Here is a 21,005-nt window from a genome sequence, read left to right as displayed (position 1 = left end):
GTGCCGCCTCCAGGGCCCTCACGTGCGTTGTTGACAACCGTTTCCATATTCGTTGAAAATGACTGTCATGAACGTACGACGACACCACATATCCGCGGCCGCGCTGGCCACGGTCACCGCCCTCGGGCTCGGCACCCTCACCGCCTGCTCCTCCGACAGCGCCGCCGCGGGCAACACCGACAAGTTCGACGTCGTCGCGTCGTTCTACCCGATGGCCTTCCTCGCCGAGCAGATCGGCGGCGAGCACGTCAACGTCACCAGTCTCACCCAGCCCGGCCAGGAGCCGCACGACCTGGAGATCAGCGCCAAACAGACCGCGCAGCTCCAGGAGTCCGACGCGGCCCTCTACCTCAAGGGCCTCCAGCCCACCGTCGACGAGGCCATCGGTCAGTCCGAGGTCAAGACGAAGATCGACGCGGCCACCCTGACCTCCCTGGAGTCACACGGCAGCGAGACCGGCGGCCACGAGGAGGAGCACGGCGAGGAGCACGGCCACGAGGAAGAGCAGGCCCACGAGGACGAGCACGGCCACGAGCACGAGGACGGCCAGGACCCTCACATCTGGCTCGACCCGGTCAAGTACGCCGAGGTCGCCGAGGGTGTCGGCAAGGCCTTCGAGAAGGCCGACCCCGACCACGCCGCCGACTACAAGAAGAACACCGACGCCCTCGTCGGCAAGCTGAACACCCTGGACGAGAAGTTCGCGACCGGCCTGAAGGACAGGAAGACCGGCGTCTTCATCACCACGCACGCGGCCTTCGGCCACCTCGCCGAGCGCTACGGCCTGACCGAGGAGGCCATCAGCGGCCTGGACCCCGAGTCCGAGCCCAGCGGCGCGCGGGTGAAGGAGCTCGGGGACATGGCAAAGGCCGACGGTGTCACCACCGTCTTCTACGAGACGCTCGTCAGCGACAGGACCGCCAAGACCCTCGCCGCCGACACCGGACTCGAGACCGACGTCCTCGACCCCCTCGAGGGCATCACGGACACGTCCCGCGGCGACGACTACTTCCAGGTCATGGAAGCCAACCTCAAGGCGCTGCAGACGGCCCTGGGCGCCAAGTGAACGGCGAACCACCGGAGGACGGCATGACGACCGAGCCCGTCATCTCCCTGCGCGGCGTCCACGCCGAGCTGGGCTCCCGTCCCGTCCTGCGCGGCATCGACCTCACCGTGCACCGCGGTGAGGTCGTCGCCCTGCTCGGCGCCAACGGCTCCGGCAAGTCGACGGCCGTGCGCGGCGTCATCGGGCAGGTACCGGTCACCGCCGGTGAGATCGAGCTGTTCGGCACCCCGCGGCACCGGTTCCGCGACTGGGCGCGGGTGGGTTACGTCCCGCAGCGCACCACCGCCGCCGGCGGCGTGCCCGCCACGGTCGCCGAGGTCGTCTCCTCCGGCCGCCTGGCCCGCACCCGCTTCGGCCTGTTCCGCAAGGCCGACCGCGAGGCCGTACGGCATGCCCTGCACCTGGTCGGCATGGCGGACCGCGCGAAGGACTCCGTGGACGCCCTCTCCGGCGGCCAGCACCAGCGCGTCCTGATCGCCCGCGCGCTCGCCGCCGCCCCCGAACTTCTGATCATGGACGAGCCGATGGCGGGCGTCGACCTGGCCAGCCAGGAGGTCCTCGCCGAGACCCTGAGGCACCAGGTTGCCAAGGGCGCCTCGGTCCTCCTCGTCCTGCACGAACTGGGCCCCCTGGAGCCCCTGATCGACCGGGCTGTCGTCCTGCGCGACGGCTGCGTCACGCACGACGGCCCGCCACCGAAGGCCGTCGGCCAGCATGCCCTGCCCGGCCACGACCACGTCCACCCGCACGCTCCCGCAGGCGCCGGGCCGATCCGCACAGGACTGCTCAGCTGATGGAGATCCTCGACTACGCCTTCATGCAGCGGGCGCTGCTCGCCGCCGTCCTGGTCGGCATCACCGCCCCCGCCGTCGGCATCTACCTGGTCCAGCGCCGCCAGGCCCTCATGGGTGACGGCATCGGCCACGTCGCCATGACCGGCGTCGGCCTCGGTTTCCTGCTCAGCTGGTCCCCGGTGTGGATGGCGGCCCTGGTCTCCGTCCTCGGCGCCGTCCTCATGGAACTGGTCCGCTGGTACGCCAAGACCCGCGGCGACATCGCCCTCGCGATGCTCTTCTACGGCGGCATGGCCGGCGGCGTGATGCTCATCAACCTCGCCCCCGGCGGTTCCACGGGCAACCTCTCCTCGTTCCTCTTCGGCTCCCTGTCCACGGTCTCCGAGTCCGATGTCACCGCGATCTGTCTGCTGGCCGCCCTGGTGATCCTCGTCACCGTCGGCCTGCGCAAGCAGCTCTTCGCGGTCAGCCAGGACGAGGAGTTCGCGCGGGTGACGGGCCTGCCGGTGCGCTTCCTCAACCTGCTCACGGCGGTCACGGCGGCGGTCACCGTCTCCGTGGCGATGCGGGTGGTCGGCCTGCTGCTGGTGAGCGCGCTCATGGTGGTGCCCGTCGCGGCGGCCCAGCAGCTCACCCGCAGCTTCGCCGCGACCTTCGCCATCGCCGTCGCCATCGGCGTGAGCGTGACCATCGGCGGCACGGTCACCTCGTACTACCAGGACGTGCCGCCCGGCGCGACGATCGTGCTGCTGACCATCGCCGCGTTCATCGCGCTGACCGCGCTGGCCACTCCGCTGTCCCGCCGCCGCGCCCGGGCACTGACCGCCGCACAACCGGGCGGCGATCCCGCGGAGTGCGCGATTCCGGCCAGCCGCACGGCCGGGGGCGGGGTCGGCGCCTGACTGCCCTCCGCCCGGGCTGGCACAATGGCCCGGGCAGAGGCCAGATGCGAGGAGGGAACCCCGTGACGACCGCAGGACCGCCCGTGAAGGGCCGCTCCACCCGGCAGCGTGCCGCCGTGGCAGCGTGCCTTCAGGAGGTCGACGAGTTCCGCAGCGCGCAGGAGCTCCACGACATGCTCAAGCACAAGGGCGACTCGGTCGGGCTCACCACGGTCTACCGCACCCTGCAGTCCCTCGCGGACGCCGGCGAGGTCGACGTCCTGCGCACGGCCGACGGCGAGTCCGTCTACCGCCGCTGCTCCACCGGCGACCATCACCACCACCTGGTCTGCCGCAGCTGCGGCAAGGCGGTGGAGGTCGAGGGCCCGGCGGTGGAGAAGTGGGCGGAAGCCATCGCGGCCGAACACGGCTACGTCAACGTGGCCCACACGGTGGAGATCTTCGGCACCTGCGCCGACTGCGCGGCGGCGTAGCGGCACCCCGCACCGCTCCTCCGCCCGACCGCGGGGCACGTCCCCGCCCGACCGCGGGCACCCTCCTCCACCCAACTGCGGCCCACTGCGGCCCACTGCGGCCCATCGTGCCTCCCCCAGTACCTGGAGGCCCGGAAGGTACCCCGAGGGCGGCACGGGCGGGCAGCGGCATCCCGCGAGCGCCGGGCAGCGCACCGCACCCCGGCAGCACCCCAGCCGGCCGGCGGCACGGCCGGCGCCGCCGCACGGTGGCAAGGACAGCCGCCGCGGCGTCTCCGCGCGCGACGCGGGAAACCGTCAGACCCGGGCGAGGTGCCGGTCGAGCAGGGCCCGCAGGCGCTGGAGGTCCTCCTCGCCGCCCAGCCCGCGCTTGGGTTCGACCTCCACCACCAGAAGACCCGGGTCGCGGCTGAGCAGCACCACGTGCTCGGGAGTCTCGCGGTAGCCGCGGAACAGCGTCCAGCGCTGCACCACCGTCGTGTACTCGTTCTCGACCGTGATCCCGGCGTCGGTCACGGTGACGCGGTACTCGCCCTGCCACGAGACGGCCCGGAACACCTGGCCGGCCTGGATGCGAGGCGTGCCCCAGATCAGTGCCGCGGTCAGCAGCAGGAGCGCGGTCAGCACCGCGGCGTCCGCCCCTGCGAGCGCCGTGAACGCGGCGAATCCGGCCAACAGCACGACGAAGATCCACCGCACCGGCGCCAGCCCGCGCACACGGGCACGGACCTGGATGCCCCGGAGGATGTCGGTGCGCGTCGGCCGGTAGGCCAGCTCCACGACGTCGGTGCCGCTGTCCTCGATCATGTCCCGCCCCTGGTGATCCATGGGGCGGAACCCTAACGTCCCGGGTCCCGGCGTCAGCCGTCGGGCTGCGTACCCTCCATGGCCAGCAGCTCCTCGTTCGGAATCGCCCCACCGAACCGCCGGTCCCGGGAAGCGAATTCCAGGCACGCCCGCCACAGGTCACGCCGGTCGAAGTCCGGCCACAGCACGTCCTGGAAGACCATCTCGGCGTAGGCGCTCTGCCACAGCAGGTAGTTGGACGTACGCTGCTCGCCACTCGGCCGCAGGAACAGGTCCACGTCCGGCATGTCCGGGTAGTACATGTACTTCTGCAGCGTCTTCTCGTTCACCTTCGACGGATCGAGCCGCCCGGCCCGCACATCCTCCGCCAGCGCCTGCGCGGCGTCCGCGATCTCCGCGCGCCCGCCGTAGTTCATGCAGAAGTACAGGGTCAGCCGGTCGTTGTCCTTCGTCTGCTCCTGGGCGATCTCCAGCTCCCTGGCCACCGACTTCCACAGCTTGGGCATCCGCCCGACCCACCGCACGCGGATCCCCAGCTCGTCCAGCTGATCGCGCGTCTTGCGGATGAAGTCCCGGTTGAAGTTCATCAGGAAGCGCACCTCGTCGGGCGAGCGCTTCCAGTTCTCGGTGGAGAAGGCGTACAGCGAGATGGCGCCCACGCCCATCTCGACCCCGCCCTGGAGCACGTCCAGCACCCGCTCGGCGCCGACCTTGTGCCCCTCGGTACGCGGCAGACCACGCTCCTTGGCCCAGCGCCCGTTGCCGTCCATGACGATCGCCACATGCTTCGGGACCAGTTCCCTGGGGATCTTCGGGGGCCGCGCGCCGGACGGGTGCGGTTCCGGCGTCCTGTACTCCCGGCGCTGCCGCCCCAGGAACCCGCGTACGGCCATGTGTCTCTCGTCTCCTCGTGCTTACTTCTCGACGTACCTCAGCGAGCGCAGCCCGCGCTCCAGATGCCAGTGCAGGTACGCGGACACCAGCCCGCTCCCCTCCCGGACGTACCGCGCCTCGCACGCGTCCGCGGTCCCCCAGTCTCCCGTAAGCAGCGCTCCGAGGAGTTCCAGGGCCTGCGGGGAGGGTACGACGCTGCCGGGCACCCGGCAGTCGGGGCAGATGGAACCGCCCGACGCGACCGAGAAGAACCGGTTCGGCCCCGGCATCCCGCACTTCGCGCAGTCGGTGAAGCTGGGCGCGTACCCGTTGACGGCGAGGGAGCGCAGCAGAAAGGCGTCGAGCACGAGATGCGACGCGTGTTCGCCCCTCGCCAGCGTCCGCAGCGCGCCCACCAGCAGCAGGTACTGCTGCACCGCCGGCTCGCCCTCGTGGTCGGTGAACCGCTCGGCCGTCTCCAGCATGGCCGTCCCGGCGGTGTAGCGCGCGTAGTCCGTCACGATGCTGCCGCCGTACGGCGCGATCGTCTCACTCTGCGTACACAGCGGCAGGCCGCGCCCGATCAGCTCGCTGCCCTTCGAGAAGAACTGCACATCCACGTGCGAGAACGGTTCGAGGCGCGCGCCGAACTTCGACTTCGTCCGGCGCACCCCCCTGGCCACGGCGCGTACCCGTCCGTGACCCCGCGTAAGCAAGGTGATGATCCGGTCCGCCTCACCCAGCTTCTGGGTGCGCAGCACGATGCCGTCGTCGCGGAACAGACTCATGGCATCCATTGTCGCCTACGCTCAGGGCACCTCACCGCGGCTGCGGGCATTGGCGTACGCCGTCGCCGCGCGCAGCCGTTCGGCGGGGGTCGCGTGCCGGACGACACCGGGGTCGGCGTCCCACTCCCGGCCGCCGCCGTACGGTCTCAGCTGGACGTAGGGCCCCTCATGCCCCATGACGATGCCGATCCGCTCGGTCCCGGTGTCCACGACGTACGCGCCGACGGGCGGTTTCACCGCGGCACCGCCGCCGCGATCCGCCGCGCGGTCTCCACGGAGCACCGCCCCAGTTCGATCAGCGGACAGGGCGCCTCCCGCGCGAGACTCACCGGGTCCAGCCCCAGTGACGGCAGGGAAATTCCGGCTTTCGCGAGTGCCGCCCGCAATTCCTTCACCACTTCCTCCGCTTCCTCGACGCAGTGCGCCGCATGTCGTGCCGTCACGCTGATTCCCCTCACCTTCGACTTTCACTCTTCGTATCCCAAGAGTGACGCTGAGTGTCTACCCTCGGAAGGGGTTTGCGCTCTACAAGTGCGGGGCTACACAAAGGGGTTAACCATGGCCAACGGTTCGCGCCAGGCGGCATGGGAGTTCTTCGGAGCGGAGCTGAAGCGACGCCGGGAGGACGCGGGGTTCACGCAGGTGGAGCTGGGGACGAGGGTGTTCGTCTCGGGCGGCTACATCGGCCAGTTCGAACAGGCCATCCGCAAGCCGCAATTGGACGTGGCCCAGCGGATCGACGAGGCACTGCAATCCGACGGTATTTTCGAGCGGCTGTGCAGGAAGCTGATCGACGATCGGCGGTACGCGGATTACTTCGCCAAGGCGGCGGAGTTGGAAGTCTTGGCGACGGAGATCTGCGAGTTCGCTCATGCGCTGGTCCCGGGCCTGTTGCAGACGTCGGCCTACGCGAAGGCGGTCACCCTGGCTATGAATCCGTTCGCACTCGATGAGTTCATCGACGAGAAGGTGTCGGGGCGCGTTGAACGTGCGCGCATTCTCAAGGACGCGACGCGGCCGGTGTATTGGGTGATCCTGCACGAGAACGCCCTGCGGATTCCTGTCGGCGGGGCGGCCGTGATGGCGGAACAGCTGGAGCACGTCGCGAGACTCGCGCGGGAGCGGACGGTGGTGGTGCAGGTGTTGCCGTACACGGCTGGCGGGTACGCCGTGATGACCGGAGATCTACGGCTCATGGAGTTCGAAGACGCGCCGCCAACGGCCTATACAGAGGCAGTGTATTCGGGGAATCTGCTGGACGGTCCGGCCGTGGTGAAGCGCGCCCAGTGGGCATACGATCTGCTCAGGGCGGACGCGCTGCCACCGGAGGCATCGCTGGCCCTGATCGAATCAGCGGCGGAAGGCTTCAGACGATGCGCGGGTACGACCTGAGCGAGGCATGCTGGCGCAAGAGCACCCACAGCGACGGCAACGGAGGCAACTGCGTCGAAGTCGCCCACGACTTCCCCGGCGCCGCCCGCTGGCGCAAGAGCACTCACAGCGGCGGCGACGGCGGCGAGGCATGCCTCGAAGTAGCGGACGGAGTCCCCGGTGTCGTCCCCGTCCGGGACAGCAAGCTGGACACCGGCGGAGCGGTGATCGTGGTCGGGGCGGCGGCCTGGACGGAGTTCGTCCGCACCGTGGGGCCCACGTACGAGAACCGTCAGCGCTTCGGACCGAAGCGCTGACGGTTCACCCTCCCCCCGGGCCGCAGCTACCAGGCAGCCTCACCGCACGCCGAGCCGCCGGTCGTGTAGTTCCACAGGCAGACGCGGGAGCCCGCGTTCGTACCGTTCCAGTGGTACCCGGTCGCCTTCTTGCTGTTCAGGATCCAGTACGCGTTCGAGACGGCCGTCCAGTCGTAGCCGCCGGATCCCACGCGCTTGCGCTGCAGCACGAAGAGGCATTCGTGGTTGTTCCACGACTGCCCGAGGGCCTGGACGTATCCGTCGGAGGTCCTCTTGTTCAGCCACCCCTTGCACTGCCCGACCACGACGTCCTTGCCGGGGATGTACCCCTGTACGGACACGTCCGACTGGCCGGCCTGAGCCGGAACCGCCTGGGCCGGAGCAGCCTGTGCCGCGCCGCCGGCGAACAGTGCCGCCGTCGCGGCGAGGGCGACGCCAAGCGCCGCTGAACGGGTGCGGGTACGCGGGAAAGGCATGTTTGTCCCCTTCGGTTCATCGACTGCTGAGTCCTCGCGGATGACGCGATGCGGGCGGACGGTGTTGTCCTGCCGTGATGTGACGCTACGGTCCACGCCTTCCCCCTCGCGTCCCACAAGGGGTTGAACTCCCCGCCGAACCCCCGGGGCATCCGCGCGGTTTCTACAACTTCCGTGGTACCGCGTAAGGTTGACGCTCCCGCACCCGACCCCGCCGTACGCTGCTGCGATGCGGATCCGCTCCCTCGCCGTCGACGCGCTGATCGCGGCGGCACTGACCGGTGTGGCCCTGCTGCTGGGGCCGGAGGCCGCGCGTCAGGGTCAGGAACCGCTCGATGCGACCGCCTACGCACTGGTGGTCCTGGTCCACCTGCCGCTGGTGTTCCGCGGCCGGGCGCCTGCCGTGGTCTGCTGCCTCGTACACGCGGCCTGGCTGGTGTACGTCGCCGCCGACTACTGGGCCGTGGTGGGCAGCTTCGGTCCCATGCTCGCCGTCTACACCGTCGCCGCCTCCCGGGCACGACGCTTCTCGGTCCCCTGCGCGGCGCTGATGGGGGGCGTCTGGATCTACGCGGGCGTGGTGAGTCACACGGACGCGTGGCCGTCCGTCGTCGGGCAGGCCGTGGTCTATCCGGCGGTGCTCTGGCGCTTCGGCTTCGACGCCCGCCGCTCGGCCGAGTTGACCCGGCAGCTGCGCCGGGAACAGGCTGAGCGGGCCCGGCGCGAGGTGGCCGAGGAACGCGGCCGGATCGCCCGCGAACTGCACGATGTGGTCGCCCACCACATGTCCGTGATCTCCGTGCAGACCGGTCTCGCCCGGTTCGTCTTCGACACCGACCGCGCCACCGCACGGACCGCGCTCGACACCATCGACGCCACCGGCAAGGAGGCCCTCGACGAGCTGCGGCGCATGCTCATGGTGCTGCGCTCCGACGGTGACGGCGCCCCGGCCGGCCCGATGCCGGGCCTGGCCCGCCTCGACGAGATGGCCGGACGCATCCGGTCCGGCGGAGTGCCGGTCACCGTCACCGTCGAGGGCACGCCGCGCCCGCTCGCCCCCGGTGTGGACCTGTGCGCCTACCGGGTGGTGCAGGAGGCGCTCACCAACGTCGTGAAACACGCGCCCGGCGCGTGTGCGGAGGTACGACTGCGGTACGAGCCGCATCAGCTGATCGTTTCGGTCACGGACGACGGGAAGGGGGTGATTTCGGCCAGAGTACGCAGCGACGGCGGTCATGGCTTGCTGGGCATGCGCGAACGGGCCAAGCTCTACGGTGGGCAGATCAGTATCGGCCCGCGGGAGCAAGGTGGCTTCGCCGTGCGGCTGACCCTTCCGACCTCCGCGCGGGCGACAGGACGGGGGGACGACGCCACCAGATGACCAGGGTGCTCGTCGTCGACGACCAGTTCCTGATCCGGGCCGGACTGGTGGGCCTGCTGCGGGCCGCTCCGGGCATCGAGGTGGTGGGCGAGGCCGGAGACGGCGCGGAAGCCGTGGCGCTCGCCGCCGAGACCACGCCCGAGGTGATCCTGATGGACATCCGGATGCCCGGAATGAATGGCATCCAGGCCATCGAACGCATTTTGGCCCAGGCCGCCGATCCCGGGCCCCGGATCCTGGTCCTCACCACCTTCGACCTCGACGAGTACGTGTACGGGGCGCTCCGCGCGGGAGCCTCCGGGTTTCTGCTCAAGGACTCCGGACCGGAACGACTGCTCGCCGCTGTGACCGCCATCGCCGGGGGTGACGCGCTCTTCGCGCCCACCGTCACCCGCCGCCTGGTCGAGGCGTACGCCCGCCAGACCACCGGCGAACAACCCGTGGAACTGAACGCGTTGACCTCCCGCGAACTGGAGGTCCTGAAACTGATCGCACGCGGACTGTCCAACCCGGAGATCGCCCACCGTCTCTACATCAGCGAGGCGACCGTCAAGACCCATCTGAACCGCACGATGACGAAACTGGACCTGGACAGCAGGGCACAGGCGGTGGTGGTGGCGTACGAATCGGGCCTGGTCACGCCGGGCGCATAGCGGCGAGGAGCGCGGACCTCGGCCGTGCGACACCGCCCCCGCTGCCCCGTGTGCCGTTCGTCCGACCGGACGATGAACTGCCGATGACGCCGTTGGCGTGACGTTTCGCCCCGGTCGCAACCGGTCCCCCGGCCCGCGTACTCCTGTCCTGCAGAACCGACACCCTGCGGTGAGGAGCACACCATGACCGCGACCGCTTTCGAGTACGGCCCGAACCACCACGCCGTCCAGGACGCCCCGAGCTCCGCCTGGTGGCCCCCGGCGGAGGGGCAGTCGGCGGGCGACTACCTGCTGGCCCCGCCGAACCCGGCCCCGCCGCTCGCCCCGCCGAACCCGGCCGACCGCATCGGCACCGCCGCCGGCCCCACCGGCATCGACCCGCGCGACCGCCGCCGGCTGGAACTGCACGCCGCCCTGACCGCCGCCGGCATCCCGCCGCGTCCCGAGGACCGCGAGGCCATCGAGAGCCTGAGCGCCCTGTCCGGCGGCATCAACAGCACCATCCAGCGCTGGCTCCACCACAGCCTGTGAGCCACCGGACCGTGCCGCTCACCCCCTCCCCGGCGCCACCAGCCCCGACTCGTACGCCACGATGACGAGTTGAGCCCGGTCCCGCACCCCGAGCTTGCCCATGGTCCGGCTCACGTGGGTCTTCGCGGTGAGCGGACTCAAGCCCAACGACTCCGCGATCTCCGTGTTGTTGAGGCCGCGCGCGACCAGCGCCAGCACCTCGCGCTCACGGTCCGACAGGCACTCGGGGCCCGCGGCGACCGGCACGGACGGGCTGCGCAGGAACCGTTCGATGAGCCGTGCCGTCGGGCCCGGTGACAGCAGGGCCTCGCCGGCCGCCACCGTGCGGATGGCGTCGAGGAGTTCGGCGGGCCGGGTGTCCTTCACCAGGAAGCCGGAGGCACCGGCGCGCAGCGCGTCCACGATGTTCTCGTCGGTGTCGTAGGTGGTGAGGACGAGGACCTTGACCCCCGCGAGGTCGTCGTCGGCGGCGATCAGACGGGTCGCCTCGATGCCGTCGAGGTCGGGCATGCGGACGTCCATCACGACGAGGTCGGCGCGCTCGGTGCGGGCCAGCTCCGCCGCCTGGCGGCCGGTGGCTGCCTGGCCGACGACCTCCATGTCGGGCGCCGATTCGACGAGCATCGCGAAGGCCTCCCGTACGAGGGTCTGGTCGTCGGCGAGCAGCACGCGGATGGTCATCCGGTGACTCCTTCCCGGGTCGCGGCGGTCGTCAGCGGCAGGCTCGCGGTCACCTGGAAACCGCCGCCCTCCCGTGGTCCGGCGTCGAGTGTGCCACCCACGCTGCGGGCCCGTTCGCGCATGCCGACGAGGCCGAATCCAGGGGTGCCGCCCGGGGTGGGGCCGGTGCCGTCGTCGGTGACGGAGAGATGGAGTGTGCCGTCCTCCTCGCGCAGGTCGAGGCGGACCGCCGGTTCGGGCCCGGCGTGCCGGACGGCGTTGGTCAGCGCCTCCTGGACGAGTCGGTAGGCGGCGGCGCCGACGGCGGGCGGAACCGGACCCGCCGCCCGGACGGAGTCATCCACCCGGGCACCGGCCAGACGCGCCGCCTCCACCAGGTCGGGCAGGCCGTCGAGGCCGGCCAGTGGGCCCCGGGCGTCCTCCGAACCGCCGTTGTCGCGCAGCACCTCCAGGGTCGTACGGAGTTCCCCGCGTGCCGTGCGGCAGGTGCCGGCGATGTCGTCGAGGGCCTTGGCCACGGCTCCCCGGTCGAGGCGTTCGGGGTCGGCGGCCAGGACGTGCGCGGCGACGGAGGTCTGCACACCGATGAGGGTGATGCTGTGCGCGAGCAGATCGTGCAGGTCCCGGGCGATGCGCAGGCGTTCCTCGGCGACCCTGCGGCGCGCCTCCTCCTCGCGCGTGCGTTCGGCACGCTCGGCGCGTTCGACGATTCCGGCGACGTACTGGCGGTAGAAGCGGACGTCGACGCCCAGGAAGAGCACGGCGACGACCCAGCCGGTGATGCGGACCAGTTCCACGAAGCCGTCGGGGTTGGTGAGGGCGTTCATGGTGAGGGTCGTGCCGATGACGACGGTGCCGATGAGCAGGGTGCGGCGCGGTGTGCTGGTCGCGGCGACGGTGTAGAGGGCGACCATGGACGCGGCGACGGGTGCGCCGTGGTTGTTGTCGAGGGCGTGGTAGGGCGCGACCGCGGCCACCACCAGCAGGAGCACGAGCAACGGGCGCCGCCGCCGCCACGCCAGCGGCACGTGGACGGCGAGCAGCAGCGTCCAGCCGAGCGCGTCCGGGCGGCGGTCGTCGTCGGCCAGCAGCGCCAGCACGACGGCCAGTGCGGCGGTGCACGCGGCGAGGATCGCGTCGTTGCGCACCGCGCGCGGGGCGGTCAGAGGGTCGCGGTTGATCGTCGCGATGATCCGCTCACCGGTGCGGGGGCGTTCCACCCCCGTGGGGCTCACTGTCGTCGTCTGCACGGGCTCCATCCTCCGGGAGGAGGGCGCCCCTCCGGGAGGGAGGGGCGCCCAGGGATCGGCTCGCGGGTGGCTAGACCGGTTCCGGCTGCCGTTCGCGCGGCACCGGTTCCGGCGCCCGGGACAGCCGGCCGGGCCACCACATCCAGCGGCGCAGCAGCACGCTCGCCGTGGTGACCAGGTAGGTGCGGACGAGGAAGGTGTCGAGGAGGACACCGACCGCGATGACGAAGCCGAGTTCCACGAGCGCCACCAGCGGCAGGGTGGTGAGCACGGCGAACGTCGCGGCGAGCACGATGCCCGCGGAGGCGATCACCCCGCCCGTGGTGCGCAGGGCGGTGAGCGCGGCGGCCTCGGGATCGGCGCCGTTCAGTGACTCCTCCCGCATACGGTGCATGAGGAAGATGCCGTAGTCGACGCCGAGGGCGACCAGGAACACGAAGGACAGCAGCCCGAGTCCGGGGTCCGTGCCGGCGAAGCCGAACAGCGGTTCGAAGACCAGTCCGCCGATGCCGAGGGCGGCGCCCCAGACGGCGACCACCGCGCCGAGGAGCAGCAGCGGGGCGACGAGGCTGCGCAGCAGGGCCACGAGGATCACGAACACGGCGGCCAGCACCAGCGGCACGATCACCGAGCGGTCGCGGGCCTCACTGGCGGCGAGGTCGAGCCGCTGGGCGCTGGGGCCGCCGACGTAGGCGCCGTGGTCGTCGTCGAGTACGTCGCGCAGGGCCTCGATGGTGCGGGTCTCCCCCGGTGATTCGGGGGCCGCGGTGGCGAACACGGAGATCTCGGTCCAGCCTCCCCCACTGCGTCCGGCGGCGGCCTCGGTGACCCCGTCGGTGCTGCGGGCCTCGGCCAGGACGGCGTCGGCCCGATCGGTGGGGGCCATCACGGTGAGCGGCTGGGAACTCCGCTCGGGGTACTCCTCCGCGAGGGTCCGCATCGCGGAGATGGACTCGGGCCGGTCGGTGAACGAGTCCTCCTGTCTGAGGTCGCCGCTGAGGTTGATCGTGCCGAGGGCGAGCGTGCCGAGGAGTACGGCACCGCCCGCGAGGACGGCGGCGGGGCGGCGGGCGGCGGACGTCCCCATGGCGGCGAACAGCGACCGGCGTGCCTTCGGCGTGCTGCCGAAGGCGGGGACCAGCGGCCAGAACACGCACCGCCCGAGCAGGACGAGGACGGCCGGGAGCAGGGTCGTCATGGCGACGAGCGCGGAGAGCACCCCGATCATGCCGACCGGGCCCATGCCGCTGCTGCTGTTGAGGTCGGCGGCGAGCAGGCACAGCAGTCCGGCGGCGACGGTGCCGGAGGAGGCGAGGATCGCCGGCCCGCAACCGCGCAGGGCCGCGTGCATGGCGTCGTACGGCCGCTCGTGGCGGCGCAGTTCCTCGCGGTAGCGGGAGACGAGCAGCAGCGCGTAGTCGGTGCCGGCGCCGAGGACGAGCACGGTCATGATGCCGCCGCTCTGCCCGGTGATGGTGACGTCGAACAGTTCGTGCACCCCGTACCCGGCGGCCATCGCCACCGCTGCGGCCACGCCCGCGACGGCGAGCGGGACCAGCCACAGGAACGGGCTGCGGTAGATCAGCACCAGCAGCACGGTGACGACGCCGAGGGTGGCCATGAGCAGGGTGCCGTCGATGGTCTCGAACACCTTGTCCATGTCGGCGTCGAGGGCGCCCGGCCCGCCGACCTCGACGCTCAGCCCGCCCGAGCCCTCGGTGATCTCGCGCACGCCGTCGACGAACGCGACCATGGCCTCCTCGTCCTGGCCCGGCTGGGTGCTGGAGACCGGGTACATGAGGGTGCTGCCGTCCTCGGAGGGGATCCCCCGCGGATCGTCCGACAGCTTGTAGCCCTTCTCCACCTCGGCGATCTGCCCTGCTGCCAGCTCCCGGTCGGCGGGCGTCAGCCCACCGTCCCGGTGGTAGACCAGCACCAGATCGGTGGACTCCCCACCGGGCAACTCGGCCTGAATACGCGCCACTTGCGTCGAATCGGCACGGTCGGGCAGATAGTCGACGGCCCCGTTCTGCTGCGCCCCGCCGAACTTGCCGGCGAGCGGCCCGACCAGCACGAGCGCGGCCAGCCACAGCCCGACCACCACCCAGGGCACGGCACGCCGCCGCCGAGTACGTGTGTGTACGGCCCCCATGAGCCTTGGCTCCCCTCCGGTCCGGTATCTGGATCGGTATCCAGCCTTCCGGCGGGAGAGGGCCTGGACGTCGGGCGGAAGGGCGAGTTGCGGGGTACTGCGACGGGCGGCCGGAGACGCCGGTTACTCCCCGGGGAGTAGCGGACCGGGCCGGCGCCGTTGCCGTGTGTGCATGGGGTGGGCTATTCATGACGTTCATGACCATGGTGTCCACAAGGCCGGCCGGTCCCTCCGAACTGTCCGACGTCCACTCCGTGTTGACGAACTGCTACGAGACGGGTCAGGCGCCGTCACGGGAGGCCCTCGAGCACCTCTTACGCCATGGGCTGGTGCGGGTGGCGGTGAGGGACGGCACCGTGGTGGGGTGCGCCGCGGCTGAGTCGCCCTCTCCCGGCCATATGCGGCTGTGCGCGGTCGTCGTCGCTCCCGGAACGCGCCTTCGGGGAGTCGGCGCTCGCCTGGTGAGGGAGATCCTGGGCGGCGTTCCGGAGACGACCGGGGAACGGCCCACGATCTCCGCGGTCATCTCCGCCGGGGATCTGGGATCCGCACGTTTTCTGCTGGCGTGCGGGTTCATAGGAACCCGTGTGTACAAAGCGGGGCAGGACGGCGGTCTCCAGATCCAGTACCAGCACAAGCTGCGGGTCGACTATGTGGACCCCGACGCCCGCCATCTGGTGCCCGCCGCGCTGCCGGATCAGCTCATGGAGTCGCTGGCCCCGGACGACCACGCCGTGACGGGACTGGTCACTCTGGCGGATGGACCCGCCTTCGAGATCACCCGCTTCGAGCGGGACGATCCGGCGTCCCTGCAGTCGCAGGAAGCGGCTGCGGGTATCGCCTTCTCGGGGGCCCTGCTGGCCGCCATCACGTTCCTGCTGGGAATCTCGTTCACGTCGGACCGGTTCCCCGACGACGTACGCCTGGTGCTCATCGGCTCGACCTTCAGCACCATGCTTTCCCTGATCATCTATGCGAGCGCGTCCGGTGAGCTGGCCAGGATCCGTGCCAACTCCTTCAGCCGGATCATGAAGTGGGGCAACGTACTTTCCGAGTACGGCGGGGTGCTGCCGTTCCTGATCACGCTGCCCGTCATCTACGCCGGGGTCGGCCACAACCGGTGGATGACGATGCTCCTGGCCTTCGTGGCCGGTGCGGCGATCGCGGGATACGAATGGTCCGAGTTCTCCATCGCCCACCGCTTCCGTCACACGGGGCTCGGCTTCAGCCTCATGGCCCTCACCGCCGTCTCCCCCCTGTACGGCGCCGCCACGGTGACCACCGGCACGGTGAGTTGGCCCTGGGCGCTGCTGCTGATCCTGACGCTCACGGCGCGGACATGGCTCTATCTCGCCCGTCGAGGCCCGGAGGCGGGAATCAGCAAGCGTCGTACGCAATGGCAGATCAGGGCGTGAAGGCCAGCAACCGCTCCACCTTGTCCGCCGTTTCGCGGCCGCAACCCCAGGACAGTGTGACGCCGCCTCCGCCGTGGCCGTAGCTGTGCACGACCGTGGTGGCGCCGAGGCGTTCCTCCTCGAACCGGATCTCCGGACGCGACGGCCGCAGCCCCACCCGGCTTTCGAGAACGCGGGCGTCCGCCAGCCGGGGTTCGACGGCCGCACAGCGCTCGACGATGGCGCGGGCCGTGTCGCCGTCCGGGTCGGTGTCCCAGTTACCGGGTTCGGCGGTGCCTCCCAGGACGACGGTGTCGGTGTGGGGATAGATGTAGACGACGGTCTCGGCGCCGGGCGTGTCGTCACAGAAGAACTCCCGGATGCCGGGGTTCTCGACCACCACCAGTTGACCGCGCACCGGTTGGAGGGACGGGTCGGGGACGAGGGCGTGCGCCCCGCTTCCGGCACAGTTCACCACGACGGCGGCCGGTTCTCGCACGGCGTCGGCGAGGGTCTCGTAGTGGTGGCGGCGCATCCGGCCGCCGGCGGCCTCGAGGCGCCGCGTGAGGTGGGTGAGGTAGCGCGGCATGTCGACGACCGGAGCCCGGTAGCGCCATCCAGTGACGAACCCCGGCCTGAGGTCGTCGGCGGCGCACTCCCGGGCGCCGACCAGGGGCGCCCACGCGGGGAGGTCGCACGGGGTACGGGACTGCTGGGTGCCCTCCACCAGCCGGACCCCGCTGCTCTCGTCCTCGCGCAGTTCGGTCAGCACCGCCAGAGTGACGCGGCTCCAGCGTTCCACCAGTTCGGCAGGGTGTACGAGGTAGGGGTCCCACATCGCGCCGGCGGCGGCCGAGGTGGTGGCACCCGGGTCCCGGCCGCTGACGACCTCGACCTCCACACCCCGCTCGGCCAGGCTGACGGCCGTCGTCAGTCCCACGACGCCCGCACCGATGACCATCACGCTGTCCGTCACTGCTCATCCCCTGTAGGAGTCGCCGTCCCGCTCGGAGCAATCAGCATGGCATCACGGCGGGTGGGGTGTGCGGACCCGGCTCGGCGGTGGCCCCGTTCCGGTCAGGACGGCGTCCGTGCCGCCGTCAGGAGTCGGGTCACGTCGGTCGAGCAGATGGTGAGGGCCGCGCCGACCGTGGCGAGGGCGTCGCGCTCGGCGGGGGTGTAGGGGCCGTCGGCGAGGGCGATGCGGGCGCCCTGCAGGAGGATGGATTCGCGGCCGGGGGCGGCGAGGTGGGGCGCGAGGGGGTCCAGGGCCTCGTGGAGTTCGATGGCGAGGCCGGCCGCACAGGGCTCGCCCGTGAAGCGGCCGGTGTCCGCCTCCAGGGCCTCGACGAGCGCGGCCAGCTGTTCCTCCGTGCAGTCGTCGAAGCCGGCCGCGCGCACTCCGGCGGCGGCCGTTTCCAGGGAGGCGCGGGAGCAGATGCCGCCCGCGGTCAGTACCGCGAGGGCGACGGTGTGGACGGCGTCGCGGAGCATCGCGGAGAAGCGGGTGGTGGTGGGGTGGTCCAGGACGTCGGTGCCGTAGTGGTGGCGGCAGGCGGCGCACTCGACGGTCGGCGCGGACTCGCCGCGCGGCAGGAGAGGCACGCCGAGCAGGGTGAAGCGGCGGCGTCCGGTGAGCCGCTGGTAGTTGCGGTCGCCGCCGCAGCCGGGGCAGAAGAACTCCCCGTCGCCGACGGCCGTCCACGCGGTGCGGGTGCCCAGCAGACGCGAGAGTCTGGCGGCAGCGGCACGGCTGTCGGGTCTCCGTTCTGGCAACACGTCGCACCTCCGTCAACGCCACAGCACCATCGCCGCGCTTGCGTGATGTTAGCCACATCGACGAGGCTGAGTCAGTACCCCGGACGAGACCTCTCCGTGACCTCCACCGTTATTGGCCGGTAATCGACGAGGGCTCCGCCCGCCAGAAACGGCGGACGGAGCCCTCAAACCCCACGAAACGGCTGTTCAGCGCGCTGCGCGGTTGACGGCTGAGACGACCGCCTTCAGCGAGGCCCGTGTGGTGTTCGCGTCGATTCCGATGCCCCAGAGAATCTTGTCGCCGATCGCGCACTCGATGTACGAGGCGGCCTGCGCGGAGGCGCCCTCGCTCATCGTGTGCTCCTGGTAGTCCAGCAGGCGTACGTCGATGCCGACGCCCTGCAGCGCGTGGAAGAACGCCGAGATCGGGCCGTTGCCGGTGCCGACCAGGGTGGTCTCCGTGCCGTCGATCGTGGCCTCGACCGTGAGGGTGTCCACGCCGTCGCGGTCGGTGGTGCTCTGGCCCTTGGCGACCTGGATGCGGCCCCAGGCGTTCTCCGGGTTGGGCAGGTACTCGTCCTGGAAGACGTCCCAGATGGCGGTCGGCGTGATTTCGCCGCCCTCGGCGTCCGTCTTCGCCTGGATGATCTTCGAGAACTCGATCTGCATCCGGCGCGGCAGGTCCAGCTTGTGGTCGTTCTTCAGGACGTAGGCGATACCACCCTTGCCGGACTGCGAGTTGACGCGGATGACGGCCTCGTAGGAGCGGCCGACGTCCTTGGGGTCGATGGGCAGGTACGGGACCGCCCACTCGATGTCGTCGACGGTGACGCCCTGGGCGGCCGCGTCGGCCTCCATGGCGTCGAAGCCCTTCTTGATGGCGTCCTGGTGGGAGCCGGAGAAGGACGTGTAGACCAGGTCGCCCGCGTACGGGTGGCGCGGGTGGACCTCCATCTGGTTGCAGTACTCCCACGTACGACGGATCTCGTCGATGTCGGAGAAGTCGATCTGCGGGTCGACGCCCTGGGAGAACAGGTTCATGCCCAGGGTGACCAGGTCGACGTTGCCGGTGCGCTCGCCCTGCCCGAACAGACAGCCCTCGACGCGGTCGGCACCGGCCATCAGGGCCAGTTCGGCGGCGGCGACGGCCGTACCGCGGTCGTTGTGCGGGTGGACCGACAGGCAGACGTGCTCGCGGCGCGACAGGTTGCGGCCCATCCACTCGAAGCGGTCGGCGTGCGTGGAGGGGGTGGAACGCTCCACGGTGGCGGGCAGGTTGAGGATGATCTCGCGGCCCGGGCCGGGCTGGTAGACGTCCATCACCGCCTCGCAGACCTCCAGCGCGAAGTCCAGCTCGGTGTCGGTGAAGATCTCGGGGCTGTACTGGTAGCCGAACTCGGTCTCGTCGCCCAGCAGTTTCTCCGCGTACTCCATCACCAGGCGAGTGCCGTCCACGGCGATCTGCTTGATGTCGTCCCTGGAGCCGCGGAAGACCACGCGGCGGAAGACGGGCGCGGTGGCGTTGTACAGGTGGACGGTGGCGCGCTTGGCGCCCTTCAGGGACTCCACCGTGCGCTCGATCAGGTCCTCACGGGCCTGGGTCAGTACGGAGATGGTGACGTCGTCCGGGATGGCGTCCGGGTCCTCGATGATCGAGCGTACGAAGTCGAAGTCGGTCTGGCCGGAGGCGGGGAAGCCGACCTCGATCTCCTTGTAACCCATCGTGACCAGCAGGTCGAACATGGCGCGCTTGCGGGCGGGCGACATGGGGTCGATCAGGGCCTGGTTGCCGTCGCGCAGGTCGGTGGAGAGCCAGCGGGGGGCGGTGGTGATCCGCTGCTGCGGCCAGCTGCGGTCGGGGATGTCGACCTGCTCGTAGCGGCCGTACTTCTGGATCGGCATGGAACTGGGCTGCTGGCGGTTCGCCATGGTGCGTGGGCTCCTCGGGGTGTCCTGGTGGACGGCCGACGGCGCAGCGCCAAACTCCGCGGGGAGGGGGTCGGCCTCTAGTACAGGCCCTCGCCGCGGCAGCTAAGGAGGAGCAGCCCGAAACGCATGATGCTCCGGAGCATAACCGAGTCGCCCGCCGTGCGAGGTTCCGTATCAGTATGCGGGACCGCAGGGATGAAGTGGACAAAAAGTGCCGTATACCACTTCCCTTCGCCTTTGAGGGCGGAGAGGCGGCGGATTTCATCCATCACGGTTGCGGGGGGTGACAGGTCGGTGACGTAGTGCAAAGGTTCCGGACATGACCAGGAACGGGGGCTTCGAGCCCGTCTTCTGCACCATCATCCCGCCGCATGTCCTCGACCGGCTCGCACAGGCCGACGACCCGGCGCTCTCCGGACCCGCGCGCCGGACCATCCAGCGCGACGCCTTCGAGCGCACCCATCGTCATCTGACCACGGTCGCCGGCGCCCCGGCCGTCGCCCTGCTCGGCGACGCCGAGCCCGGCAAGCCGCACCGTACCGTGTACGACGCCCGGCACGGCACCGGCCTGCCGGGGACGAAGGTGCGCGGCGAGGGCGACGAGCCCGGCCAGGACGCCACCGTCAACCGCGCCTACGCCGGTCTCGGCGCCACGTTCGAGCTGCTGCTGAAGGCATACGCCCGCGACTCCATCGACGGCGACGGGCTGCCCCTGGACGCGACCGTGCACTACGACGAGGACTACAACAACGCCTTCTGGAACGGCGAGCAGATGGTCTTCGGCGACGGGGACGGGGAGATCTTCCTCGACTTCACCAACGCCGTCGACGTCATCGGCCACGAACTCGCCCACGGCGTCACGCAGTACACCGCGAACCTGACCTACTACGGGCAGCCGGGCGCGCTCAACGAGTCGGTGTCGGACGTGATCGGCGCGCTCATCAAGCAGTACACGCTCGGCCAGACCGCCGACGAGGCCGACTGGCTGATCGGCGCCGGACTGCTCGCCCCCCGCGTCACGGGCAAGGCACTGCGCTCCATGAAGGAGCCGGGCACGGCGTACGACGACGACGTGCTCGGCAAGGACCCGCAGCCGGCGACGATGGACGAGTATGTGCGCACCGGCCGTGACAACGGCGGCGTGCACATCAACTCCGGTATCCCGAACCACGCCTTCTACCTGGCGGCCACCACCCTCGGCGGGCACGCCTGGGAGCGCGCGGGACAGGTCTGGTACGACGTGCTGACCGGCGGCGACCTCAAGCAGGACGCGCTGTTCGCGGACTTCGCGACGCTGACGGTGAAGGCGGCGCGCGCCCGGTACGGCGACGGCGACGAACTGCAGGCCGTGACCAAGGCCTGGGAGCGGGTGGGGGTGCGGACGCTGTAGTTCCGTACTAGACACGGAC

Annotated in this window: 23 protein-coding genes; 11 read left to right on the top strand and 12 right to left on the bottom strand. The window is 70.7% G+C overall.

The annotated features are described in order from the left end of the window. Nucleotides 1-67: 67 nt before the first annotated feature. From ACZ5C2_RS03185 to ACZ5C2_RS03170, 4 genes are all read left to right on the top strand, one after another. On the top strand, nucleotides 68-1,066 hold the full coding sequence (locus tag ACZ5C2_RS03185; protein WP_468785968.1) for a metal ABC transporter substrate-binding protein: 999 nt from the start codon (nucleotides 68-70) through the stop codon (nucleotides 1,064-1,066). A 23-nt stretch (nucleotides 1,067-1,089) separates the two neighbouring features. Further along, entirely contained in the window at nucleotides 1,090-1,860 is a 771-nt protein-coding gene (locus ACZ5C2_RS03180; RefSeq protein ID WP_468785966.1) for a metal ABC transporter ATP-binding protein, read from the top strand. Then, nucleotides 1,860-2,762, top strand: a complete 903-nt coding sequence (locus ACZ5C2_RS03175) for a metal ABC transporter permease (RefSeq protein WP_468785964.1) — start codon at nucleotides 1,860-1,862, stop codon at nucleotides 2,760-2,762. Before ACZ5C2_RS03180 ends, ACZ5C2_RS03175 begins: the two co-directional genes overlap by 1 nt. Before the next feature lie 62 nt (nucleotides 2,763-2,824). Beyond that, nucleotides 2,825-3,235: a Fur family transcriptional regulator gene (locus ACZ5C2_RS03170; RefSeq protein ID WP_468785962.1), complete on the top strand. Its 411-nt coding sequence runs from the start codon at nucleotides 2,825-2,827 to the stop codon at nucleotides 3,233-3,235. A gap of 297 nt (nucleotides 3,236-3,532) precedes the next feature. On the opposite strand, the gene ACZ5C2_RS03165 is transcribed toward ACZ5C2_RS03170, so the two are convergent. Genes ACZ5C2_RS03165 through ACZ5C2_RS03145 form a run of 5 tightly spaced genes read right to left on the bottom strand, consistent with a single transcriptional unit; the run spans nucleotide 3,533 to nucleotide 6,146 of the window. Continuing rightward, nucleotides 3,533-4,063: a YcxB family protein gene (locus ACZ5C2_RS03165; RefSeq protein ID WP_468785960.1), complete on the bottom strand. Its 531-nt coding sequence runs from the start codon at nucleotides 4,061-4,063 to the stop codon at nucleotides 3,533-3,535. 32 nt (nucleotides 4,064-4,095) lie between these two features. Continuing rightward, on the bottom strand, nucleotides 4,096-4,935 hold the full coding sequence (locus ACZ5C2_RS03160; protein ID WP_468785958.1) for an isoprenyl transferase: 840 nt from the start codon (nucleotides 4,933-4,935) through the stop codon (nucleotides 4,096-4,098). Between the two features lie 21 nt (nucleotides 4,936-4,956). After that, nucleotides 4,957-5,703, bottom strand: coding sequence for a DNA repair protein RecO (recO, locus tag ACZ5C2_RS03155; protein ID WP_468785956.1), 747 nt, complete (start codon nucleotides 5,701-5,703; stop codon nucleotides 4,957-4,959). A 21-nt stretch (nucleotides 5,704-5,724) separates the two neighbouring features. Beyond that, complete coding sequence (locus tag ACZ5C2_RS03150; protein ID WP_365899038.1) at nucleotides 5,725-5,940, bottom strand: hypothetical protein; 216 nt, start codon at nucleotides 5,938-5,940, stop codon at nucleotides 5,725-5,727. Then, entirely contained in the window at nucleotides 5,937-6,146 is a 210-nt protein-coding gene (locus ACZ5C2_RS03145; protein WP_468785954.1) for a hypothetical protein, read from the bottom strand. Before ACZ5C2_RS03145 ends, ACZ5C2_RS03150 begins: the two co-directional genes overlap by 4 nt. A gap of 115 nt (nucleotides 6,147-6,261) precedes the next feature. Here ACZ5C2_RS03145 and ACZ5C2_RS03140 point away from each other — a divergent pair, with 115 nt between their 5' ends. Then, nucleotides 6,262-7,095 (top strand): helix-turn-helix domain-containing protein, encoded by an 834-nt coding sequence (locus tag ACZ5C2_RS03140; RefSeq protein ID WP_468785953.1) that lies wholly within the window; start codon nucleotides 6,262-6,264, stop codon nucleotides 7,093-7,095. Then, complete coding sequence (locus ACZ5C2_RS03135; protein ID WP_468785951.1) at nucleotides 7,077-7,391, top strand: DUF397 domain-containing protein; 315 nt, start codon at nucleotides 7,077-7,079, stop codon at nucleotides 7,389-7,391. Before ACZ5C2_RS03140 ends, ACZ5C2_RS03135 begins: the two co-directional genes overlap by 19 nt. 26 nt (nucleotides 7,392-7,417) lie before the next feature. Here the strand turns inward: ACZ5C2_RS03135 and ACZ5C2_RS03130 are convergent, their stop codons facing one another. After that, on the bottom strand, nucleotides 7,418-7,867 hold the full coding sequence (locus tag ACZ5C2_RS03130) for a hypothetical protein (protein WP_468785949.1): 450 nt from the start codon (nucleotides 7,865-7,867) through the stop codon (nucleotides 7,418-7,420). A gap of 229 nt (nucleotides 7,868-8,096) precedes the next feature. Between ACZ5C2_RS03130 and ACZ5C2_RS03125 the strand changes: the two genes are divergently transcribed. The 3 genes from ACZ5C2_RS03125 (at nucleotide 8,097) to ACZ5C2_RS03115 (ending at nucleotide 10,432) form a co-directional block, all read left to right on the top strand. Next, nucleotides 8,097-9,248: a sensor histidine kinase gene (locus tag ACZ5C2_RS03125; RefSeq protein WP_468785947.1), complete on the top strand. Its 1,152-nt coding sequence runs from the start codon at nucleotides 8,097-8,099 to the stop codon at nucleotides 9,246-9,248. After that, nucleotides 9,245-9,901 (top strand): response regulator, encoded by a 657-nt coding sequence (locus tag ACZ5C2_RS03120; RefSeq protein ID WP_468785945.1) that lies wholly within the window; start codon nucleotides 9,245-9,247, stop codon nucleotides 9,899-9,901. Before ACZ5C2_RS03125 ends, ACZ5C2_RS03120 begins: the two co-directional genes overlap by 4 nt. Nucleotides 9,902-10,084: 183 nt before the next feature. Beyond that, on the top strand, nucleotides 10,085-10,432 hold the full coding sequence (locus ACZ5C2_RS03115) for a hypothetical protein (protein WP_468785943.1): 348 nt from the start codon (nucleotides 10,085-10,087) through the stop codon (nucleotides 10,430-10,432). 18 nt (nucleotides 10,433-10,450) lie between these two features. Here ACZ5C2_RS03115 and ACZ5C2_RS03110 read toward each other — a convergent pair whose 3' ends face one another. From ACZ5C2_RS03110 to ACZ5C2_RS03100, 3 genes are all read right to left on the bottom strand, one after another. Further along, nucleotides 10,451-11,113 carry a response regulator transcription factor gene (locus ACZ5C2_RS03110; protein WP_468785941.1) on the bottom strand — a complete coding sequence of 221 codons (663 nt, stop codon included), beginning with the start codon at nucleotides 11,111-11,113 and terminating at the stop codon, nucleotides 10,451-10,453. Further along, nucleotides 11,110-12,372, bottom strand: coding sequence for a sensor histidine kinase (locus tag ACZ5C2_RS03105; RefSeq protein WP_468785939.1), 1,263 nt, complete (start codon nucleotides 12,370-12,372; stop codon nucleotides 11,110-11,112). Before ACZ5C2_RS03105 ends, ACZ5C2_RS03110 begins: the two co-directional genes overlap by 4 nt. Nucleotides 12,373-12,433: 61 nt before the next feature. Further along, on the bottom strand, nucleotides 12,434-14,515 hold the full coding sequence (locus ACZ5C2_RS03100) for an MMPL family transporter (RefSeq protein ID WP_468785938.1): 2,082 nt from the start codon (nucleotides 14,513-14,515) through the stop codon (nucleotides 12,434-12,436). Between the two features lie 188 nt (nucleotides 14,516-14,703). Between ACZ5C2_RS03100 and ACZ5C2_RS03095 the strand changes: the two genes are divergently transcribed. Continuing rightward, the gene (locus tag ACZ5C2_RS03095) at nucleotides 14,704-15,930 is read left to right on the top strand and encodes a GNAT family N-acetyltransferase (RefSeq protein WP_468785937.1); all 1,227 of its coding nucleotides are present in this window, start codon (nucleotides 14,704-14,706) and stop codon (nucleotides 15,928-15,930) included. Here the strand turns inward: ACZ5C2_RS03095 and ACZ5C2_RS03090 are convergent. From ACZ5C2_RS03090 to leuA, 3 genes are all read right to left on the bottom strand, one after another. After that, complete coding sequence (locus ACZ5C2_RS03090; RefSeq protein ID WP_468785935.1) at nucleotides 15,920-16,885, bottom strand: FAD-dependent oxidoreductase; 966 nt, start codon at nucleotides 16,883-16,885, stop codon at nucleotides 15,920-15,922. The genes ACZ5C2_RS03095 and ACZ5C2_RS03090 overlap by 11 nt on opposite strands. A 101-nt stretch (nucleotides 16,886-16,986) precedes the next feature. Further along, entirely contained in the window at nucleotides 16,987-17,688 is a 702-nt protein-coding gene (locus ACZ5C2_RS03085) for a TerB family tellurite resistance protein (protein ID WP_468785933.1), read from the bottom strand. A 186-nt stretch (nucleotides 17,689-17,874) separates the two neighbouring features. Then, nucleotides 17,875-19,596 (bottom strand): 2-isopropylmalate synthase, encoded by a 1,722-nt coding sequence (leuA, locus tag ACZ5C2_RS03080; protein WP_468785931.1) that lies wholly within the window; start codon nucleotides 19,594-19,596, stop codon nucleotides 17,875-17,877. 319 nt (nucleotides 19,597-19,915) lie between these two features. On the opposite strand from leuA, the gene ACZ5C2_RS03075 reads away from it, so the two are divergent. Further along, nucleotides 19,916-20,986, top strand: a complete 1,071-nt coding sequence (locus tag ACZ5C2_RS03075; protein WP_468785929.1) for a M4 family metallopeptidase — start codon at nucleotides 19,916-19,918, stop codon at nucleotides 20,984-20,986. The last annotated feature ends 19 nt before the right edge of the window (nucleotides 20,987-21,005 follow it).

Source organism: Streptomyces sp. NPDC031365 (assembly GCF_055569765.1).
The sequence above is the reverse complement of the archived record's forward strand: the minus strand, read 5'-3'. Positions and strand labels throughout refer to the sequence as shown.

Coding starts and splice junctions, on each gene's coding strand:
- ACZ5C2_RS03185 (WP_468785968.1), top strand. CDS start 68: ATGAACGTACGACGACACCACATATCCGCGGCCGCGCTGGCCACGGTC.
- ACZ5C2_RS03115 (WP_468785943.1), top strand. CDS start 10,085: ATGACCGCGACCGCTTTCGAGTACGGCCCGAACCACCACGCCGTCCAG.
- ACZ5C2_RS03110 (WP_468785941.1), bottom strand. CDS start 11,113: ATGACCATCCGCGTGCTGCTCGCCGACGACCAGACCCTCGTACGGGAG.
- ACZ5C2_RS03120 (WP_468785945.1), top strand. CDS start 9,245: ATGACCAGGGTGCTCGTCGTCGACGACCAGTTCCTGATCCGGGCCGGA.
- ACZ5C2_RS03105 (WP_468785939.1), bottom strand. CDS start 12,372: ATGGAGCCCGTGCAGACGACGACAGTGAGCCCCACGGGGGTGGAACGC.
- leuA (WP_468785931.1), bottom strand. CDS start 19,596: ATGGCGAACCGCCAGCAGCCCAGTTCCATGCCGATCCAGAAGTACGGC.
- ACZ5C2_RS03175 (WP_468785964.1), top strand. CDS start 1,860: ATGGAGATCCTCGACTACGCCTTCATGCAGCGGGCGCTGCTCGCCGCC.
- ACZ5C2_RS03160 (WP_468785958.1), bottom strand. CDS start 4,935: ATGGCCGTACGCGGGTTCCTGGGGCGGCAGCGCCGGGAGTACAGGACG.
- ACZ5C2_RS03130 (WP_468785949.1), bottom strand. CDS start 7,867: ATGCCTTTCCCGCGTACCCGCACCCGTTCAGCGGCGCTTGGCGTCGCC.
- ACZ5C2_RS03075 (WP_468785929.1), top strand. CDS start 19,916: ATGACCAGGAACGGGGGCTTCGAGCCCGTCTTCTGCACCATCATCCCG.
- ACZ5C2_RS03180 (WP_468785966.1), top strand. CDS start 1,090: ATGACGACCGAGCCCGTCATCTCCCTGCGCGGCGTCCACGCCGAGCTG.
- ACZ5C2_RS03095 (WP_468785937.1), top strand. CDS start 14,704: ATGACGTTCATGACCATGGTGTCCACAAGGCCGGCCGGTCCCTCCGAA.
- ACZ5C2_RS03165 (WP_468785960.1), bottom strand. CDS start 4,063: ATGGATCACCAGGGGCGGGACATGATCGAGGACAGCGGCACCGACGTC.
- ACZ5C2_RS03125 (WP_468785947.1), top strand. CDS start 8,097: ATGCGGATCCGCTCCCTCGCCGTCGACGCGCTGATCGCGGCGGCACTG.
- ACZ5C2_RS03100 (WP_468785938.1), bottom strand. CDS start 14,515: ATGGGGGCCGTACACACACGTACTCGGCGGCGGCGTGCCGTGCCCTGG.
- recO (WP_468785956.1), bottom strand. CDS start 5,703: ATGAGTCTGTTCCGCGACGACGGCATCGTGCTGCGCACCCAGAAGCTG.
- ACZ5C2_RS03140 (WP_468785953.1), top strand. CDS start 6,262: ATGGCCAACGGTTCGCGCCAGGCGGCATGGGAGTTCTTCGGAGCGGAG.
- ACZ5C2_RS03135 (WP_468785951.1), top strand. CDS start 7,077: ATGCGCGGGTACGACCTGAGCGAGGCATGCTGGCGCAAGAGCACCCAC.